Genomic DNA, 18,102 nt, shown 5'->3' with positions numbered 1-18,102 from the left:
ATAAAATGTACTTATTGTACAAGAATTTGATTGCTATTTTTAGATAAATAGTACTTTATTATTTAATGTTTTATACTCAAACACATACTTTTCTGAAAGTTTTTAACATCATTTTAAGATTTGAAAGTAGGGTACGCAAATTAGTACGTAGAAATACTACTCTCTATTTTACAAGCATTTTGTTATCTTCTTTTATTTTTAGTTGAAGCTTATCGATTTAGTATTTTTTTAGATCAGATTTCTTCAAAATATTTTTATAAAAATAATCATAGCCTCTATTTTTTAGACTTATAACGTTGAATAGAGCTTGAGAGGTTTTGTTCTTCTATCCATGCTAATTTTTCAGTATAATTTTTTTCAGCACCACGAGTTGTTGGGCGATAATATTTTGTATTAGCCATTTCTGGCGGAAAGTAATTTTCACCTGCGGCGAAAGCGTTGGGTTCATCGTGGGCGTAACGATACTCAGCGCCATAACCTAAGTTTTTCATTAAGCTTGTTGGAGCGTTGCGTAAATGCTCAGGAACATCGTAATCAGGTTTTGATTCGGCATCAGTCATTGCTTGTTTAAATGCAAGATAAACCGCATTACTTTTTGGTGCACAAGCAAGATAGATGATTGCTTGTGCAATTGCACGTTCACCTTCGGCAGGACCAACTCTTGTAAAGCAGTCCCATGCGGCAAGCGCTACTTGCATAGCTCTAGGATCGGCATTACCAACATCTTCCGAGGCAATGGCTAATAATCGACGTGCAACATAAAGCGGATCGCCCCCAGCTGAGATAATTCTTGCATACCAATAAAGAGCGGCATCAGGTGCGGAACCACGTATTGATTTATGTACTGCGGAAATTAAATCGTAAAAACGATCGCCTTGATTATCGAATCTCGCACTACGTTCTCCCATAACTTCTTTGAGTAAATCAGGTGTAAGTTCATGCCCATCTGACATATCAATTAATAGTTCAAGTGTGTTGAGTGCTCGCCTTGCATCACCACCAACAAATTCAGCAATTTGTTTTTTTGTTTCTTCGGGTAGATTGATGTTTTTATTACCATAACCACGCTTAGGATCGTTCATTGCCTGCTGTAAAATTTGCTCAATGTTATGGTTGGTTAATGATTTGAGCAAATAAACTCTCGCACGAGATAATAACGCAGAATTTAATTCAAATGATGGATTTTCAGTTGTTGCCCCAATAAACGTAACAGTACCGTTTTCAACATAAGGTAAAAACGCATCTTGTTGACTTTTATTAAAACGATGAACTTCGTCAACAAATAATATAGTGCGGATCCCTGCTTGCTGATTAATTTTAGCTCGTTCAATTGCTTCACGAATATCTTTTATGCCAGATGTAACGGCAGAAACTCGTTCAACTTTAGCATTAGCATGATGAGCAATAATTTCAGCTAAAGTTGTCTTGCCTGTGCCTGGTGGCCCCCAGAGGATCATTGAGTGTAAATTTCCAGCCTCAATCGCTTTGGATAGCGGTTTATCTTTACCTAATAGATGAGATTGACCTATATATTCAGCTAGATCACGTGGGCGCATTCTAGCTGCTAATGGTTTAAATTCATCAGTAGTAAATTCAAAAGACATACTCGGCATGGCAGGTATTTATCCGCATTTATAAAATAAAACCTATTATATACTTGTTATTCTGCAAGTGAAAAAAGAAAAGAAAATATCTTCCCCCACTAGAATAAAAACGGTAATATTTCGATCATATATAGTAATCAAAATATATTTAACATATTTTTATAGAAAAAATACATAAGGATTGGTTATGAAAAAGTTTTTACTTTTAATTGGAGCATTAGTTAGTTTATCAGCATGGGCAGGCGATAAAGAAGTATTACAACAACGTTTAGATAAAATTGACGGATTTTATGCAAGGTTTTCGCAAGATGTGAAAACGGCCGATAATCAACAAGTACAAGAAGGTAAAGGCGATTTATGGGTTAGTAGACCTTACTATTTTAATTGGACGATGAATGAACCTGATGAAACATCGATTATTTCTGATGGAAAGAATATGTGGGTATACACACCAGCAGTTCAACAAGTTAGTGTAATGGACTTGAAAAAAGCGATCGATAACCGATTAATGTTACTTATTACCGATAGCCACAATTCCATATGGAATGCTTATAACGTTACACGTAAGCAAAACTCATTTACACTTAAAGCGACTGATGGTTCTAATCAAGACTTTGTGATTTCGGTTTTACCAACTGGAATGATCTCAAATTTTACGATAATTGAAGAAGATGGTCAGCGTAGCTTTTATGACTTGTCTCATCAAAAACTAGGTAAAGTCGATCTAAATAAATTTAAATTTACCCCGCCAGCAGGCGTAACCATTGATGATCAACGTTAGTTGATTTTACAGTACTTAAAGGTGGTTTATGGAACAATAACTCCCTTCTAAAATAGTACAGCCAACAAGTAGAAAATTATCTATAATAAAAATAAAAGAAAATTTAGACATGAAAAAGATGACTGAACACTAAATTTATCTATATAAAAAAGCCCAAGCCAATATCTTACCATGAATAAAGCATGGGCAATTCAACTTATGAACACCTTACTCCCTAATTATTAACCAATAAATCCACTACCAACTCAACCTGCAAATCCGTATCATTTAATGCAGGAATATAATAAAATGTTTTTCCGCCTGCATTAAAAAACAGTTCTCGATTTTCTCCATCAATTTCATAAAGGGTTTCAATACAGTCTACCGAGAAACCCGGGCAAATAACGTTCACGTTTTTTATGCCTTGCTTGGCTAACTGTTCTAATACATCACTGGTATTGGGTTCGACCCATTTGCCTTTGCCAAATTTGGATTGGTAAGCCATTTCAATCGGCAGATTTATGTCATTTTTTTGGCACTTTTCAATTAATAATTGCGTGGTTAGTTTACAGCGTTTTATATAATCGTCTTTTCGTTTGTGAATATAACGTTCAGGAATACCATGGTAAGACAGCACGAGCATTTCAGGCTCGCCTTGATCTTCAAAAGCTTGCTTAATTTGTAAATAAAGCGCATTGATATAACTTGGATGATCAGCATAATCACGAATGTAGTTAATCTCAGCAATAATTTGATTTAGGGTGATCAGTTGGTTAAGTTTATCTATTACCGCAAGTGTTGTGGTGGTTGAGTATTGCGGAAAAAGAGGTAATACCGTAATTTTGGTACATGAGCTAAGATTATTCAATGCCGATTGCATAGAGGGTTCACCATAGGTCATGGCTAATTCACATTGCACATTGGGTAAACGCTGCTGTAACTTGTTACATAATAATTGGCTATAATGCAATAATGGCGAGCTACCCTCTATCCAGATTTTTTGGTAATGCTTAATAATATAAGGTACCCGTTTGGGGATTATGCGGTACTTTAAAAGCGGATACCAAAGTAGTTTAGGTAGATCAACAACATGCCTATCAAGCAGAAATTCAGTTAAATACTGCGTTATGGCTTTTGGCGTTGCGGCGTTTGGAGTGCCTAGGTTAACGAGTAATAGCCCTTCTTTTTGGTTCACCATTAATCCTTATTTTTAAGATATTGGTTGATAATAGCAAGAAGCCGACCTAATGCTCCTTGATTTTGTTTTAATACTTGATAGGCGTTTTCACCCATTTGTTGGCGATTATTTTGGTTGTTTAACAATGCATCAATCGTTGCATAAATTGCATCAGCCGAGCTTTGACAAACTTGCATTCCTTGCGCTGAAATGAGTTGTTCACCAATCACTTTAAAATTGAAAAAGTGTTTACCACTAATAATTGGGATGTGATGGAGTGCTGGCTCTAGTGGGTTATGTCCGCCATGCTCTACTAAGCTTCCCCCAACAAAGGCGATGTTGGCAATGCCATAAAGTTCTATCAGTTCGCCCATTGTGTCGCCCAAAATGACTTGTGTTTGTTTAGCAGGAGTTTGACCGCTACTGCGGTTTATATAATTTAATCCGCAATCATTAATTAATTTTTCGACGGTTTTAAAGCGCTCAGGGTGACGAGGAACAATAATTAATAATAAATCAGGATGTTTGAGTAATAACCGTTGAAAGGCCGTTAAAATAATTTCGTCTTCACCATTATGGGTACTTGCGGCAATAAATATTGGGCGATTTAATGGCCATTGCTGTTTTAGCGTAGCAATTTTTTGCTGTTGTTGTTCGGTTAACTCAATATCAAATTTAATACTGCCTGTGACGGTTAAGTGGTCAGGCGGTAAGCCTAATGATATAAACCGTTCGCCGTCTTGCTTATTTTGTGCGGCAATAGTGCTGATTTTTGATAATAAGTAGCTAATGGCTGAACCGAGTTTTCGGTATCGGTTGGCTGATCGCTCAGATAATCTAGCATTGGCAATAATTAGGGGGATGTTTTTGTTATGACATTGGCTAATAATGTTAGGCCAAAGTTCGGTTTCCATAATAATTACTAACTTTGGTTGTACTGTTTTTAGAAACCGATGAATTGCACAAGGTAAATCATAAGGTAAATAAACATGGCTGACACTATCACCAAGTAACGATTTGACTCGTTCAGATCCTGTTGGTGTCATGGTGGTGACAGTAATGGGTAAATGCGGATACTGTTGCTTAAGTGCTTGGATAAGTGGTATTGCGGCGATGGTTTCGCCTACCGATACAGCATGAACTAAAATGCCGTTGGGCTTGACTTTGTTTTTGCAAAAACCATAACGCTCAAGCCAACGTTTGCGGTAAGCTGGCGCTTTAAGGCTACGCCAGAGTAGCCTTAGCCAGACAAAGGGTTGTAGCAAATACAATAAAATAGTATATAAAATTTGCATACGAGTTAAATGGTTATGTTAAAAAAGTGTTGGCGATAATAAGCCAATTCAGCAATCGAATCACGAATATCTTCAAGTGCTTGGTGTGAGCTTTGTTTGCTGATGCCTTTTAATATTTCGGGATTCCAACGTTTGGCTAGCTCTTTAATTGTGCTGACATCTAAATAGCGGTAATGAAAATAGCTTTCTAAATTAGGCATATAGTTAAATAAAAAGCGTCGATCTTGCCCTATGGTGTTGCCACAAATTGGTGAGCTGTTTTCTGGCACCCATTGTTTTAAAAACTCAATGGTTTGTAATTCGGCTTGTTGTTCGCCGATGGTACTTTGGCGAACACGATCAATTAATCCTGATTTGCCATGTGTGTTTTGGTTCCATTCGTCCATTAGTGCTAATTGCTCATCAGATTGGTGAACGGCAATGACAGGTCCTTCAGCAAGGATATTAAGGTCGGAATCGGTGACGATCGTTGCAATTTCAATAATGCGATCAACGGCAGGATCTAGGCCAGTCATTTCAAGATCAATCCAAATTAGATTGTTGCTATTAATTTGTGTTTGTTTGGTCATAATATGTGATAGATAATTTCTTTTTGATACTGAGTAGTGTAGCATAACTGGCAATCTGTTTTAGTAAAAAATGAGTACTATGGCAAAAATTCAATTATCCAATAATCAAAAAAGACGCATGGCAGATAAACATCAACAACGGTTAGCAACAAAGCAAGATGAAAGTTTATCTAACTTTTCATCACCGCGCGATGGTGTGGTTATTAGTCGTTTTGGTAAATCGGCTGATGTTGAAGATAGTACCGGCAATATTTATCGCTGTAGTATTCGTCGAACTTTGCCTTCGTTAGTCACTGGCGATAAAGTGGTGTGGCGTGAAAGTTTAGAGCCTAATACCAATGGTGTGATTGAAGCGGTTCATCCTAGGCATTCTGAATTGGTTCGGCCTGATTTTTATGATGGCGTTAAACCCGTTGCGGCAAATGTGGATCAAATTGTGATTATATCGGCAGTATTGCCAGAGTTATCTCTTAATATTATTGACCGTTATTTAGTTGCTTGTGAAGCAACAGAGATAAGACCAATTATTGTTTTAAATAAAATTGATTTGTTAAACGATGCCGAGCGAGAAAATATTGAAAGCCAGTTGGCTATTTATACTAAAATTGGTTATCAAGTGTTGTATGTTTCATGCCAGCATCAACAAGGTATCGCGGTATTACAAGATATTTTGCAAGGTAAGATTTCTATCTTAGTGGGTCAGTCTGGTGTGGGTAAATCAAGTATTATTAATTTGCTGTTACCGCATCAATCACAATCAGCCATGACAGGGGATATTTCAGAAATATCAGGACTTGGTCAACATACAACCACATCCTCTCGGCTTTATCACTTACCAAACGGTGGTGATATTATTGATTCTCCAGGGATCCGTGAATTCGGATTATGGCACTTAGAGCCACAGCAAGTGATTAGTGGTTTTAAAGAGTTTAATAATTATTTGGGCGGTTGCCATTTTCGTGATTGTAACCATTTTGATACGCCAGGGTGTTTACTACAAAAAGCCGTGCAAGATGGTGAAATTGCTCAATCAAGGTTAGATAACTATCATCGAATTTTGCAGTCAATGCAAGAAGTTAAGGCAAAAACTAATAAAAGCTATAAATAACCAGTTGTACCATTTTAGTGGGTAGTTAGATAAATCATTATTCTTTCAATTTATAAATGAAATAATAAGTTAACCAAACTATCCGCTAAAATGAGTAACTATTTAATTTGTGATGAGAAATCATTATTCTATATCGCCTTTAACCAAAGGTACAAATATGACCTCGCCCATATTTTTAGCTAAAAAGCTATTGCCAACACGTTCAATTAGTTGTAAAAATTGTTTATTTTCACCAACTGGAATCACTAATCGACCTTTATCGGCTAGCTGTTCTAATAGGCTTTGTGGTACTTCAGATGCGGCGGCGGTAACAATGATGCCATCAAATGGTCCACGCTCAGGCCAACCTAACCAACCATCACCATGGCGCGTTGCAATGTTATGAATATCAAGTTGCTTTAAACGGCGCTTAGTATTCCATTGTAGGCTTTTTATTCGTTCTACTGAACAGACATTTTCAACTAATTTAGCTAAAACGGCAGTTTGATACCCTGACCCTGTGCCGATTTCAAGCACTTTGGAGTGTGGTTCTAATCTTAATAGCTCTGTCATCTTTGCTACAATATAAGGTTGAGAAATGGTCTGACCACTGCCAATTGGCAATGGACGATTATCATAAGCTTGATGCGAAAGCGCTTCATCAACAAAGTGTTCCCGAGGAACACTGGCAATAGCATTTAAAACGCGCTCATCTTTTATGCCTTGTTGACGCAAGAATTTAATTAAGGATTGCATTTTTAAACTTTGCATTTGGGCTACTCATTTTCTATTATTAGTTCACGTATCACACTTGTTGCATAACAACCTGATGGCAAATAAAAATTGAGTTCGAGACTATGCTCATCTAACCATTGCCAATTAAGCTGATGTGCTCGTAACAATATGGATCGCCTTGCTGTTTCTACTCGCTCTTTTTTAAATAAATCATTAAATTCAGACCAAGTTTCTAAACATTTTTGCTCAAACTCTAGTGCTTTACACAAAGTACCGAGTGGGGAATCGCCTATCATAGGTGCTGTAATATTAAGTTCACCGCTATCTAAGCGCTGTTGTAACAGTGTTAATTCATCATTCTGTGCAACAAACCAACTATTGCGCTGTGCTAATTGTAATATATCGCCATCAAGCACGGTTTGCTGTAAGTTTTGTGCAATTCGTTGGCTGACAATATCATTAAAAATTGCACTTCGTGCTGCTGAAAGATAAAAACTGCGTTTTTTGCGATCTTTTACCGAAATTTCACCTTTAGCCCAACTTATGGCTTGAGTAATATTATTTCCATCACGACCAAAACGCTGTTCACCAAAATAATTAGGTACGCCGTGTTGTTTGATTAATGCTAATTTAGATTCGATTTCGGGTTGGTTACTTAAATCTCTTAAAATAATTTTAAAATAATTTCCCTTTAAAGCACCAATTTTTAATTTTTTATTATGCCGAGTAACGTCTAATATTTCACAACATGCTAAATCAAATGCCGAAAAGTCAGGTGTTTGCTGACCAGGCATATGTAAGCTAAACCACTGTTGAGTTACTGCGTGACGATCTTTCAATCCTGCATAACTTACTAACTTTGGCGAAATACCGACATATTTAGCCAACTGTTCGGCCACAAATAGGGTATTACAATCACGTTTTTGCAAAAAAACTAAAACATGTTCACCTTCACCAGTCAATTCAAAGCCAAGATCTTCTGTCACATTAAAATCTTCGTATTGTTGCTTGTATTGTCCTTTAGTGGTCGGTTTACCATATAAATAATTAAGTTGTGCTAACACTATTATCGCCTATTGTATAATTTAAACTGTTTCGGATTTTTTACTTAATAACACTACCGTTTGGCAAGCAATGCCTTCTTTACGCCCAGTAAAGCCTAATTGTTCAGTTGTTGTTGCCTTTACACTAATTTGATCAAAATGAACTTTCAGATCTTCTGCTATATTAACTCGCATTTGATCAACATGAGGTCGCATTTTAGGTTCTTGGGCAATAATAGTAGTATCTAAATTAACTAATTCATAACCTTTAGCTTGAACAAGGGTATACACATCTTTCAATAATATTCGACTATCTATACCTTTATATTTAGGATCTGTATCAGGAAATAGCTTACCGATGTCACCTAATGCCAATGCGCCAATTAAAGCATCGGTTATTGCATGTAACACAACATCACCATCAGAGTGAGCAACAAGGCCATATTGATAAGGAATTTTTACCCCAGCAAGAGTTATAGGACCCTCACCACCAAACTTATGCACATCAAAACCTTGTCCTATTCTCATACTTTTACCTATTTGGAGTTTGCTTAGTTAAATAAAAAGTTGCTAAAGCTAAATCTTCAGGACGGGTTATTTTTATATTATCCCCACGACACTCAACTAATAAAGGATGCCCACCACAATACTCAATGGCTGAAGCTTCGTCAGTAATGGCAACATGGTCATTTAGAGCTTGTTGCAAACATGATTTTAGTTCGCCAGCATTAAACAGTTGAGGAGTAGCAGCGCCCCATAAATAAGTTCGGTCTTCAGAATAATCAATAACCGTATCATTATTTCGATAAGCTCGTTTAACCGTATCGCTAATACGAGTAGCTAATATACCACCTTGCTTTTTATTTGTTACCGTTTCAATCAAGCGCGTAATATCATCATGATCAACACAAGGCCTTGCAGCATCATGAACTAATGCCCACTGTTCATCATTCAGCAATTTTAATCCGGCTAAAACAGAATCAGCACGAGTTTCACCGCCTAACGTCATTTTAATCTTATCATGCAAGGCGATCGAAAGGGTGTTAAATAGATGATCTTCAGGACTGATTACAACAATAACTTGAGTAATTTGAGGATGCGTTAATAATTTATGTAACGTATGTTCTAAAATCGTCTTTGAAGCGATTTTTAGGTATTGCTTGGGAATTTGGCTATTCATACGGCTACCAATTCCTGCTGCCGGCACAATAGCAATAATATTATTAAGATTATTTACGTTATGCATTATTGTTTTTTTGTATCCGAATCAATAATAATTCGATAGAAAGATTCATTAGCTTTAACCATCCCTAAATGACTACGTGCACGCTCCTCTATTGCTTCATAACCTCGTTGTAAATCATTAATTTCAGCAAACATTTGCTCATTACGAGCCTTTAATTTTTCATTATCAGCACGCAAATTGACTAACATTTCGACATTATCTCGATAATCGTACACGTTATTTTTACCACACCATAAAGCATATTGCAGATAACCAAACACGACTAGTAATAATAAAGGGAGCTTCCATCTTATCATTAGCTTAATATTATCCTTTATCTATATACATTTAACGGGTTTTGGTAAACCAGCAAGTTTAGTTGCTTGTTTGGCTGGACCATCTGGAAATAACTTATATAAATAACGACTATTGCCCTTTTCTGCACCAAATTTCTTTTCCATCGCTTTAACTAATGCACGTATAGCCGGTGAGGTTTTATATTCTAAGTAAAAATCACGAACAAATAAGATAACTTCCCAATGAGCATCGGTTAAATCAATGCCTTCTTTGGTGGCCAATTCAGGAACCAACTCAACAGTCCAATCCTGCCAATTATTTAAATAACCTTTATCATCGGTTTCTATCTGATCTAACATTTTTTAAAGCATATTATTTAATTTGCGTTATATTATACTCAATTAATCAAAAACCAACACTAATTTTGATGACTAATGCACCATCGCTTGCCTGATCCTCATAAAATTTGATGAAATTTAAAGCAAACAATAAAAAATCTTAAAATAGCTATTTACAAATAAGCAAGTCTCCTTTAATATTCACAGCCATTGCGGAAGTGTGGCTGAGCGGTTGAAAGCACCGGTCTTGAAAACCGGCGAGGGGCGACCCTCCCAGAGTTCGAATCTCTGCGCTTCCGCCATCTTCCTACAAAGATCATTTAAAAACCAAATCGTACTATTCTATTTTTAACTATCCCCTAAATAATACGACCCGAAAGTAGAAAATTCTCTATGATAAATGTAAAAGAGGATTTAAACATTTTTATTCGCTATAGCATCAAGAAACACAGGCTTTCCAGACCGATAGTTCAGTTAAAAATAATCTAGCGATACAACATGTAGGAAAACATCGAGTTGTTTACATTTCATGATTAAATAATTCTTAGAACGGGCATAACCCGTTTTTCCCAAAATGGCTTAATATTTGTTTTCAATTCTTTAACTTGTTGAATATTTGCGATAATGCCAAACCTTAATTCAAATTTTGCCTCAATATTATTATTTTTTTAATCTCCAGACGGTATAGACTCCTGAATATTTTTTACAAAAATATTTACCTGAAAAAGCAAATAGTTGAGTAAATAGCCAATAGTACAGCTTACGTATGTAGGAAAACGCCGAGTTGTTTACACTTCATGGTTAAAATAATCCTCTAAAAACTCATAAGGCGTTTTTCCAAAAATCGCTTTATGTGGTTTAACAGTATTATAAAAATTAATAAAGCGTTTCAGTTTTTGTTTTCTATCTTTTGAATCGTTAAATATATGCTGATTATGTACATCGCAATTCAAAGTTCATATCACTCTTTCGGCTTTCCCATTCGTTTGTGGGCAGGGTGAGCTTGGTGAATTTTTGATTAATACGATGGCTATGGCACGTTTTAACAAATAGGTGTTCACTGGCGCCTTGATATTCACGTCCATTATCGGAATAAATACATGTAGTGGTATAAGGACACTGGGCTAACACATCGTTTTGTAAAAATTGTGCTGCACTAAATTGGGATTTATCAGGGTAAATACCGGCATAAAGCTCACATGAAAAATCATCAATGCCAATAAATAAATTATCACTTATCAAATAGCCCTGTTTGCAAAGCAACAATTCCATTCTTGTTTTTGAACGATAGGCTATTTCTCTTATTTACACTTTGTTAAAACTAGTCAGCTTTGAAAGGATTTTAGCACTATTTTATCTAAAGCATGTCTTTTTTGTGTTTCTTTATTTCAGTATTAATTATATTGAAATGCTGATATTCTCACTTTTTCATTATTGATAAATTTTATTAAAAATCAACATAATACATTTTATGTTTTATTGTTATTTTGGAAATAAAAAAATTTTTAATTATTTTTAACAATGGTCATAACCTGTCCATAACATCCATTAAATTATCCCTGAATATTTATTATATCAATATTGAGGAGATAAAAATGGCTATTTACCGTTCTGACACAGATCTTGCTTTTTTAAAACACTGTAGCAATGACGATTTAGAATTGTTGGTTTCTATTTTAACCGTTGATCCTGCTGATAATAGACCTCGATATACAGAAGAATTAACGGGATGTGAGATGTATAAAAGACATTATCCCAATCATAACCGATATTGGGAAAGTATTGCTGCTGAGCTACAAACCTATGGAGCTAATACATTTGTCACAAAACTATTTAGAGGGGGGAAAGGTGTTTCTTATCGTGAGATTTTAATAGATGTTTGTGAAAAGAAAAAAGTGAATTTTAATAAAAATTCTTCAATAGAAGTTATTGAAATGAATTTGCTTTTAAAAATTCTAGAAGAGTCATTAAAAGAAATGACAACAGAACAACTAAATCAAGTATCAAAAGATATGCAAATGGATTTAATGAATCCTACTCCTGAGTTAATTTTGATGTCGATTCAATCTGCTATTAATCTTTCCGGTTTTGCTGCCTATACTTTTGCTACTCGTACTCTTGCTATGGTACTAAGGCAAATTGGTATGAAGGTTCCTTTTTTTGTTTATACTTCATTAACCACAGCAATGAGCATTTTAGCAGGTCCAATAGGTTGGGGAATAACTGCATCTTGGCTAGCAAGTGATTTTGCTTCTCCTGCTTTTAGGGTCACAGTTCCTGCATGTGTAATTGTCGCATATATGCGACAAAAGTATCTAAATAAGGAAATTATTAATAAGAATTGAGGCACAAATTTAGGGAATATAACATGTCTGAACATGATCCATTATGTATGAGAATTTATACGATATTAGTGCGTTTATTTCTTGGGGAAACACTTTCAGTAACAGATTTAGCTCATGAATTTAACGTCTCTAAACGAACAATACGTAGAGATTTTAATGACCGCATAAAGATGATTCCTGATATAGAAATTAAAGACGTTAAAAAAGGATATTTTAAATTATCTAAGTATTCTGCAGGTTCATTAAAAACTTATAGAGAAATATTACATTTTAGTCGAATAATTGATATTGATAAATTATTCCCTAAACATGCTTTTGATCATAAGTTTATTGATATTCTACTTTCAAATAAAAATCATTCACCTTGTATTATTTATACTGATTCGTTAGATGATCAACCTAGTATGTATGGACCTTTTCTTACTATTATTCAATCTATCATTGATAGAACGTTAATTACAATAAAAACGAATAATGAAGTATGTAATAACTTCGCTCCTTATCAACTTATTCATTTTAAACGTCATTGGTATTTAGTAGGAGAATTAGAGAAACATATCCTTGTTATAGCGTATGACGTTATTAAAGAAATAAAAAAAATTGAGGCTTCTTTTAAGATTGATTTGAATATTTCTGAAACAATTCAGGAAGATGATTTTATACAATCACTTCCTAATTATACAACTAAGATTCTTCACAAAATTAACAAACATAACATTTAAAGGGGATAGAAATGCCTATTTTTAGAATTATTAGTATTACCTCTGGACTTATATTAACCGTTTCTTCTATTTATGAAGCTCAAAAAGTTGTAGGGAAAAAATGCAATGAATATGCATTATCAACAAACCAAAATATAGCGGCTAGAGTAATAACTAGTTTTGTTGTATTGGCTGCTATTGGTGGCACAATTAGTAACGTTATTAAATCTATCTATAAATAAAATGAAGAGAAAACAATGATGAAAAAGATATTATTACTGCTAATATTAGTTGGAAGTACATTCAATTCTTTTGCTGTTCAATTAAAAGTGAATGTTCAAAACTACTACAATAGCTTAGCTGGAATGTATAGCCAACATGTTTATATTACCTCTATGGAAAATTCGGTTGCAATAAAGGGCGTAACAATCAATAAAGGAAATTGTAGAATAGGTACGTCACCTAGAGAGTATAGAGTTACACTAAAATACGGGCAACGTGTACGGGTAACACCAATTATTGGATGTTCAGTTCTTGAAGTTAAAGTTGCAACAAATAAAGGTACGAAAACCTATTCGTTTAAATAAATACTTTTAATGTTGATCCTGTAAATACACAAATTTATTTACAGGGTCGATTCTGATACGCTGTTTATCTAAACAAATAAAAGCTGCTCCATTTTGTCAAAAAGTTTCAGGAACGCACCACGTTTATGTAAAAAAATAAAAAAATCATTATGTTACTTAAAAATAAATATTCTCTAATTTGCCGTTTAGTTTGATTTTTAAGTAAAGGTAAACCTTTAGTATCAACCTGTAGTATTTCGCTCAGAGAGGTTTTGTTATCGCCTTTAGCTTACCGTCTTAATTTATTTTCAATAGATTTTTCGAATTTAACCAGATAGTTAATACCCTAACTGATGGTTTTATAACATTCATTTTTACTACTTAAAAAGACAAAAACTCTAATTGGGCTTTATTTAGTACGCTATAAATGGTCGGGAAACCATAACGCGCCTAGCCAAATTAGTAACGGTTATTTTCTTTATGATATCAGCGCTCTATCGTTTATTTGTGATAGAGCGTTAATTTTGTTTTTTTATGAATATTTATTACAGCCATTTCTCAAATTACTGTAAACAACACGAGGAATTTTTATATATTCCCTCTGCTATACTTTATTATAGACTTTGTTTATTTTGGTAATAAAATCAATGTATTATAAATAATTAATTAACAACCTATTATTTTGTGAGATTTTGTGGTAAAAAGTGGGAGTAAGTGGTGAAAATGAACTTTTAATTAACACTTTGATTTTTTTAATTAAAAAATGACAAAAAATTTATAAATAACAATTCTTTTATGTTTAGTGGTGCAATTTCAATCAATTTAGATAATAAAGGGCGGTTAGCTATTCCTACTCGCTACCGTGAATCTTTATCTGAAGGTATGGTTTGCACAATTGGTTTATACCATCCTTGCTTAACTCTCTACTCTTTATCTGAATGGAAATGTATAGAGCAGCAACTTGCGACATTATCAACGATTGTAGAAGCTGAACGTAGAATTAAGAGACTATTATTGGGTTATGCAACTGAGTGTTTAATGGATAATTCAGGTCGAATTTTATTACCACCTACGTTACGTACTTATGCTAAATTAGAAAAAAATACAATGTTTGTTGGTCAATCTAATAAATTCGAAATTTGGGATGAGGTAATTTGGTATCAACAAATTAAAGACGATATTGCCGCATTACCAACGGATATTGAAAACTTATCAGATAATTTAAAAAATTTAACTATTTAATAAGAGTAAAAGATTGATGGATTACCAACACAAAACGGTTTTATTAAACGAAGCTGTAAACGCACTAAATATAAAAAAAGATGGCATTTATGTTGATGGTACCTTTGGGCGAGGCGGTCATTCTCGTTTAATACTTGAACAACTTGGTCCACAAGGTCGATTAATTGCGATTGATCGTGATGAGCGTGCTGAGCAAGTTGCTTTACAAATAACAGATCCTCGATTTACTTTTATTAGGGGCGAATTTTCAAATATTTACCAATATATTAATAATTTTGAACTATTAGGTAAGATTGATGGACTTTTGTTAGATCTTGGTGTTTCATCCCCACAACTTGATGATCCTGAAAGAGGGTTTTCTTTTATGCGAGATGGACCGCTTGATATGCGCATGAATAACCATAAAGGTTTAACAGCAAGCGAATGGTTACTTAGCAGTGATGAAGATGATATTTCATGGGTGTTAAAAACATTTGGTGAAGAAAAATTTGCCAAACGTATTGCTCGATCGATCGTGGAGCAAAATAAAGTTTCGCCAATCACCCGTACTTTAGAGTTGGCTAATTTAATTGAAAGAGCAACACCAAGAAAAGATAAAAATAAGCACCCTGCTACACGTAGTTTTCAGGCTATTCGTATTTATATTAATAGCGAATTGGAAGAAGTTGAGCAAGCACTAAATAGCAGTTTATCCGTACTTGCAGGTCAAGGAAGATTAGCGGTTATCAGCTTTCATTCACTAGAAGATAGAATTGTAAAGCAATTTATTGGTAAGCATAGTAAAGGTCCTAATTTACCTGCTCGATTACCACTAACAGAGCAGCAAATTAAACAATATGGTAGTGCTAAATTAAAATCTATTAGTAAAATCAAGCCAAATACTATTGAAATCAAAAATAACCCGCGCTCTCGAAGTGCAATATTAAGGGTAGCAGAAAGGAAAAATGAATAGCAACCAATACAATGATAATTTTCAAAATAACACCTATATTGATAAAGAGATTCAAAAAAGGCCAAGTAGAAGTTTATGTGGCTTAATTATTAGTGATTTATTTGGTCATCAAAAACTTTCATTATTATTACTTGTAATGATTGTTATGTCTGCTGGTGCGGTATTAATAACAACTCAGCAGGTTCGTAAGCAGTTATTTGAGCGTGAGCAACTTTTATTAGAACAAGATGTATTAGAAAGCGAATGGCGGAATCTAGTTATTGAAGAAAATGTCTTAGCCGATCCCAAACGAGTGGAAGAAAGAGCTAAGAATCAATTAGGTATGTCTTATGTCACACCGCAAAATGAAACAGTTATTGTGATAAAGAGTAAATAATGAAACCTGTCACTAAATATAAAAACAATAAAGTAAAAAAGGCTACTAAAACAACTAAAGCCAATAAGTTGAATAACAGTAAAAAGAAATTTTTTACACCCAATCGTTTTTATATTATATATGGTTTAATTATTTTTGCGATTATTTGCCTTATTGTTCGAATGGCATTGTTACAAATTATTGAGCCTGATAAACTTATTGCTGAAGGTAATAAACGTTCACTTCGTCACCAAGAAATGGATGCACCAAGAGCAATGATTACCGACCGTAACGGTCGTGCATTAGCAGTAAGTGTGCCAATGTTCGACGTTTGGGCCGATCCCAAAATTGTTGTAAAAAAAGGAGGGGTTAAAGCGGATGATATTAGATGGCAAGGATTAGCTCAAACGTTAAATATTCCAATGTCAACGCTAGAACAAAAATTAAACAACCCATCAATGAGATTTGTTTATTTATCTAAGCAAGTAACGCCAACAATATCTGACTATCTGAAAAAGTTGAAATTACCCGGAATATCATTTGCAAAAACATCTAAACGTTACTATCCAGCGGCAGAAAATATTGCTCAATTAATAGGTTTAACAGAAATAGATGAAAATGGAACAGAAAAAGGTTCTGAGGGGATCGAAAAAAGCTTTAATCAATGGTTAATTGGTGAAGCAGGGCAAAGAATAGTTCGCCGAGATCGAGTAGGTCGTGTAATTGAGGAATTGCAACGTACAGAAAGCGAAAAGGCATCAGACTTAACATTAAGTATAGACGAGCGTTTACAATCACTTGTATATAGTGAACTTAGTCAAGCAGTTAAATTTAACAAAGCTGACAGTGGAACAGCTGTATTGATTGATGTACATACTGGTGAGATTTTAGCGATGGCAACCAGTCCATCTTATAATCCTAATAACCGTTCATCAATTGATTATAATTTATTGAGAAATAGAGCTGTTACTGATGCGTTTGAACCGGGCTCTACGGTTAAACCGCTAGTTGTAATGGCTGCTTTAGAAAAAAAAATTGCTAATTTAAATACTATTATCGATACTAGACCGTTTTATGTTAATCGCTATGAAATTAAAGATGTGTCATATCAAAAAACATTAAATTTGGCTGGTATCTTAGAAAAATCAAGTAATGTTGGCGTAAGTAAGCTCGCTTTGCAAATGCAGCAGGATGATCTGGTAGAGTTCTATAGCCGGTTTGGATTAGGTCAACCAACGGAATTAGGTTTAGGCGGTGAAGTTAGTGGTTCAATTGCAGCTGATAGAACCAGAAAATGGGCTGATATTGAGCGAGCAACATTTGCGTTTGGGTATGGATTAAGTGTTACCCCATTACAATTAGCAAGAGCTTATGCCACCATCGGTAGTTATGGAATTTACCGACCTGTATCAATTTTAAAAGTTACGGAACCTGTTAAGGGTAAACGTGTAGTTTCTGAAAAAGATGCTAAAACAGTCGTTCAATTAATGGAAGCTGTAGCTGTTACCGGTGGCGGAACTAAAGCATCGGTTCCTGGTTATAGTGTTGGAGTTAAAACAGGAACGGCGAAAAAATTATCTGGTGGACGGTATGTTAATCAATATTTAGCTTATACCGCAGGTATCGCTCCAGCAACAGCGCCAAAGTATTCACTTGTTGTTGTTATTGATAACCCTAAAGCAGGACAATATTATGGTGGTTCGGTTTCTGCGCCTGTTTTCAGTCGCATTATGGGTGGTGTGCTTAGAACGATGAATGTAAAACCTGATCGCCAAGTTGATAGGCAAATGATTATTTATTAGTAGGTGAAA

Annotated in this window: 22 protein-coding genes and 1 tRNA gene; 11 read left to right on the top strand and 12 right to left on the bottom strand. The window is 34.7% G+C overall.

Annotation, left to right across the window (positions count from 1 at the left end; genetic code table 11):
• Positions 1–275 precede the first annotated feature (275 nt).
• Entirely contained in the window at positions 276–1,613 is a 1,338-nt protein-coding gene (locus GA0061080_RS02715) for a replication-associated recombination protein A (RefSeq protein WP_091120648.1), read from the bottom strand.
• Positions 1,614–1,791: 178 nt separating this feature from the next.
• Between GA0061080_RS02715 and lolA the strand changes: the two genes are divergently transcribed.
• On the top strand, positions 1,792–2,385 hold the full coding sequence (lolA, locus tag GA0061080_RS02710) for an outer membrane lipoprotein periplasmic chaperone LolA (RefSeq protein WP_091120644.1): 594 nt from the start codon (positions 1,792–1,794) through the stop codon (positions 2,383–2,385).
• A gap of 214 nt (positions 2,386–2,599) precedes the next feature.
• Here the strand turns inward: lolA and hemH are convergent, their stop codons facing one another.
• From hemH to orn, 3 genes are read right to left on the bottom strand one after another with little or no spacing between them, the layout of a single operon-like run.
• The gene (gene hemH, locus GA0061080_RS02705; protein WP_091120642.1) at positions 2,600–3,562 is read right to left on the bottom strand and encodes a ferrochelatase; all 963 of its coding nucleotides are present in this window, start codon (positions 3,560–3,562) and stop codon (positions 2,600–2,602) included.
• Positions 3,562–4,836, bottom strand: a complete 1,275-nt coding sequence (waaA, locus tag GA0061080_RS02700; RefSeq protein WP_091120638.1) for a lipid IV(A) 3-deoxy-D-manno-octulosonic acid transferase — start codon at positions 4,834–4,836, stop codon at positions 3,562–3,564. Before waaA ends, hemH begins: the two co-directional genes overlap by 1 nt.
• 5 nt (positions 4,837–4,841) lie before the next feature.
• Complete coding sequence (orn, locus tag GA0061080_RS02695; RefSeq protein WP_065637012.1) at positions 4,842–5,405, bottom strand: oligoribonuclease; 564 nt, start codon at positions 5,403–5,405, stop codon at positions 4,842–4,844.
• Between the two features lie 79 nt (positions 5,406–5,484).
• Here orn and rsgA point away from each other — a divergent pair, with 79 nt between their 5' ends.
• A complete protein-coding gene (gene rsgA / locus GA0061080_RS02690) occupies positions 5,485–6,513 on the top strand; it encodes a small ribosomal subunit biogenesis GTPase RsgA (RefSeq protein WP_091120634.1) in 1,029 nt (342 codons plus the stop codon).
• Between the two features lie 123 nt (positions 6,514–6,636).
• On the opposite strand, the gene GA0061080_RS02685 is transcribed toward rsgA, so the two are convergent.
• From GA0061080_RS02685 to GA0061080_RS02660, 6 genes are read right to left on the bottom strand one after another with little or no spacing between them, the layout of a single operon-like run.
• Positions 6,637–7,263 carry a protein-L-isoaspartate(D-aspartate) O-methyltransferase gene (locus GA0061080_RS02685; RefSeq protein ID WP_091120630.1) on the bottom strand — a complete coding sequence of 209 codons (627 nt, stop codon included), beginning with the start codon at positions 7,261–7,263 and terminating at the stop codon, positions 6,637–6,639.
• Positions 7,264–7,268: 5 nt separating this feature from the next.
• Positions 7,269–8,294 (bottom strand): tRNA pseudouridine(13) synthase TruD, encoded by a 1,026-nt coding sequence (gene truD, locus GA0061080_RS02680; protein WP_091120626.1) that lies wholly within the window; start codon positions 8,292–8,294, stop codon positions 7,269–7,271.
• Positions 8,295–8,312: 18 nt separating this feature from the next.
• Positions 8,313–8,798, bottom strand: coding sequence for a 2-C-methyl-D-erythritol 2,4-cyclodiphosphate synthase (gene ispF, locus GA0061080_RS02675; RefSeq protein ID WP_091120622.1), 486 nt, complete (start codon positions 8,796–8,798; stop codon positions 8,313–8,315).
• 4 nt (positions 8,799–8,802) lie between these two features.
• Positions 8,803–9,516 carry a 2-C-methyl-D-erythritol 4-phosphate cytidylyltransferase gene (gene ispD / locus GA0061080_RS02670; RefSeq protein WP_091120619.1) on the bottom strand — a complete coding sequence of 238 codons (714 nt, stop codon included), beginning with the start codon at positions 9,514–9,516 and terminating at the stop codon, positions 8,803–8,805.
• A complete protein-coding gene (ftsB, locus tag GA0061080_RS02665; protein WP_065637017.1) occupies positions 9,516–9,812 on the bottom strand; it encodes a cell division protein FtsB in 297 nt (98 codons plus the stop codon). Before ftsB ends, ispD begins: the two co-directional genes overlap by 1 nt.
• 21 nt (positions 9,813–9,833) lie before the next feature.
• The gene (locus GA0061080_RS02660) at positions 9,834–10,151 is read right to left on the bottom strand and encodes a TusE/DsrC/DsvC family sulfur relay protein (protein ID WP_065637018.1); all 318 of its coding nucleotides are present in this window, start codon (positions 10,149–10,151) and stop codon (positions 9,834–9,836) included.
• A gap of 193 nt (positions 10,152–10,344) precedes the next feature.
• Between GA0061080_RS02660 and GA0061080_RS02655 the strand changes: the two genes are divergently transcribed.
• Positions 10,345–10,432, top strand: a tRNA-Ser gene (locus GA0061080_RS02655).
• A 486-nt stretch (positions 10,433–10,918) separates the two neighbouring features.
• Here GA0061080_RS02655 and GA0061080_RS13080 read toward each other — a convergent pair.
• On the bottom strand, positions 10,919–11,083 hold the full coding sequence (locus tag GA0061080_RS13080) for an integrase core domain-containing protein (RefSeq protein WP_091120616.1): 165 nt from the start codon (positions 11,081–11,083) through the stop codon (positions 10,919–10,921).
• Positions 11,064–11,372 (bottom strand): transposase family protein, encoded by a 309-nt coding sequence (locus GA0061080_RS02645; protein WP_167349167.1) that lies wholly within the window; start codon positions 11,370–11,372, stop codon positions 11,064–11,066. The genes GA0061080_RS13080 and GA0061080_RS02645 overlap by 20 nt, the downstream gene beginning before the upstream one ends.
• Before the next feature lie 353 nt (positions 11,373–11,725).
• Between GA0061080_RS02645 and GA0061080_RS02640 the strand changes: the two genes are divergently transcribed.
• From GA0061080_RS02640 to ftsI, 8 genes are all read left to right on the top strand, one after another.
• Complete coding sequence (locus GA0061080_RS02640; RefSeq protein WP_091120608.1) at positions 11,726–12,475, top strand: YaaW family protein; 750 nt, start codon at positions 11,726–11,728, stop codon at positions 12,473–12,475.
• A gap of 23 nt (positions 12,476–12,498) precedes the next feature.
• Positions 12,499–13,197, top strand: coding sequence for a DeoR family transcriptional regulator (locus GA0061080_RS02635; protein WP_091120605.1), 699 nt, complete (start codon positions 12,499–12,501; stop codon positions 13,195–13,197).
• Between the two features lie 11 nt (positions 13,198–13,208).
• Positions 13,209–13,418: a hypothetical protein gene (locus GA0061080_RS02630; protein WP_091120601.1), complete on the top strand. Its 210-nt coding sequence runs from the start codon at positions 13,209–13,211 to the stop codon at positions 13,416–13,418.
• A gap of 15 nt (positions 13,419–13,433) precedes the next feature.
• Positions 13,434–13,763 (top strand): hypothetical protein, encoded by a 330-nt coding sequence (locus GA0061080_RS02625; RefSeq protein ID WP_091120598.1) that lies wholly within the window; start codon positions 13,434–13,436, stop codon positions 13,761–13,763.
• A 774-nt stretch (positions 13,764–14,537) separates the two neighbouring features.
• The gene (gene mraZ / locus GA0061080_RS02620; protein ID WP_065637023.1) at positions 14,538–14,984 is read left to right on the top strand and encodes a division/cell wall cluster transcriptional repressor MraZ; all 447 of its coding nucleotides are present in this window, start codon (positions 14,538–14,540) and stop codon (positions 14,982–14,984) included.
• A 16-nt stretch (positions 14,985–15,000) separates the two neighbouring features.
• Positions 15,001–15,936, top strand: a complete 936-nt coding sequence (rsmH, locus tag GA0061080_RS02615) for a 16S rRNA (cytosine(1402)-N(4))-methyltransferase RsmH (protein WP_065637024.1) — start codon at positions 15,001–15,003, stop codon at positions 15,934–15,936.
• Complete coding sequence (ftsL, locus tag GA0061080_RS02610; protein WP_091120594.1) at positions 15,929–16,312, top strand: cell division protein FtsL; 384 nt, start codon at positions 15,929–15,931, stop codon at positions 16,310–16,312. Before rsmH ends, ftsL begins: the two co-directional genes overlap by 8 nt.
• A complete protein-coding gene (ftsI, locus tag GA0061080_RS02605; protein WP_091120588.1) occupies positions 16,312–18,093 on the top strand; it encodes a peptidoglycan glycosyltransferase FtsI in 1,782 nt (593 codons plus the stop codon). The genes ftsL and ftsI overlap by 1 nt, the downstream gene beginning before the upstream one ends.
• The last annotated feature ends 9 nt before the right edge of the window (positions 18,094–18,102 follow it).

Origin of the sequence: Gilliamella intestini, from assembly GCF_900094935.1 — a bacterium.
Taxonomy (GTDB): domain Bacteria; phylum Pseudomonadota; class Gammaproteobacteria; order Enterobacterales; family Orbaceae; genus Gilliamella; species Gilliamella intestini.
Note: the sequence above shows the minus strand (reverse complement) of the source record. Positions and strands in the feature narration are given on the sequence as shown.

Bases quoted from the DNA above. Each gene is read 5' to 3' on its own strand.
- lolA (WP_091120644.1), top strand. From the start codon at position 1,792: ATGAAAAAGTTTTTACTTTTAATTGGAGCATTAGTTAGTTTATCAGCA.
- GA0061080_RS02660 (WP_065637018.1), bottom strand. From the start codon at position 10,151: ATGTTAGATCAGATAGAAACCGATGATAAAGGTTATTTAAATAATTGG.
- waaA (WP_091120638.1), bottom strand. From the start codon at position 4,836: ATGCAAATTTTATATACTATTTTATTGTATTTGCTACAACCCTTTGTC.
- orn (WP_065637012.1), bottom strand. From the start codon at position 5,405: ATGACCAAACAAACACAAATTAATAGCAACAATCTAATTTGGATTGAT.
- mraZ (WP_065637023.1), top strand. From the start codon at position 14,538: ATGTTTAGTGGTGCAATTTCAATCAATTTAGATAATAAAGGGCGGTTA.
- ftsI (WP_091120588.1), top strand. From the start codon at position 16,312: ATGAAACCTGTCACTAAATATAAAAACAATAAAGTAAAAAAGGCTACT.
- ftsB (WP_065637017.1), bottom strand. From the start codon at position 9,812: ATGATAAGATGGAAGCTCCCTTTATTATTACTAGTCGTGTTTGGTTAT.
- GA0061080_RS02715 (WP_091120648.1), bottom strand. From the start codon at position 1,613: ATGCCGAGTATGTCTTTTGAATTTACTACTGATGAATTTAAACCATTA.
- ispF (WP_091120622.1), bottom strand. From the start codon at position 8,798: ATGAGAATAGGACAAGGTTTTGATGTGCATAAGTTTGGTGGTGAGGGT.
- GA0061080_RS02685 (WP_091120630.1), bottom strand. From the start codon at position 7,263: ATGCAAAGTTTAAAAATGCAATCCTTAATTAAATTCTTGCGTCAACAA.
- GA0061080_RS02625 (WP_091120598.1), top strand. From the start codon at position 13,434: ATGATGAAAAAGATATTATTACTGCTAATATTAGTTGGAAGTACATTC.
- GA0061080_RS02635 (WP_091120605.1), top strand. From the start codon at position 12,499: ATGTCTGAACATGATCCATTATGTATGAGAATTTATACGATATTAGTG.
- GA0061080_RS02630 (WP_091120601.1), top strand. From the start codon at position 13,209: ATGCCTATTTTTAGAATTATTAGTATTACCTCTGGACTTATATTAACC.
- GA0061080_RS02640 (WP_091120608.1), top strand. From the start codon at position 11,726: ATGGCTATTTACCGTTCTGACACAGATCTTGCTTTTTTAAAACACTGT.
- ftsL (WP_091120594.1), top strand. From the start codon at position 15,929: ATGAATAGCAACCAATACAATGATAATTTTCAAAATAACACCTATATT.
- rsgA (WP_091120634.1), top strand. From the start codon at position 5,485: ATGGCAAAAATTCAATTATCCAATAATCAAAAAAGACGCATGGCAGAT.
- rsmH (WP_065637024.1), top strand. From the start codon at position 15,001: ATGGATTACCAACACAAAACGGTTTTATTAAACGAAGCTGTAAACGCA.
- ispD (WP_091120619.1), bottom strand. From the start codon at position 9,516: ATGCATAACGTAAATAATCTTAATAATATTATTGCTATTGTGCCGGCA.
- hemH (WP_091120642.1), bottom strand. From the start codon at position 3,562: ATGGTGAACCAAAAAGAAGGGCTATTACTCGTTAACCTAGGCACTCCA.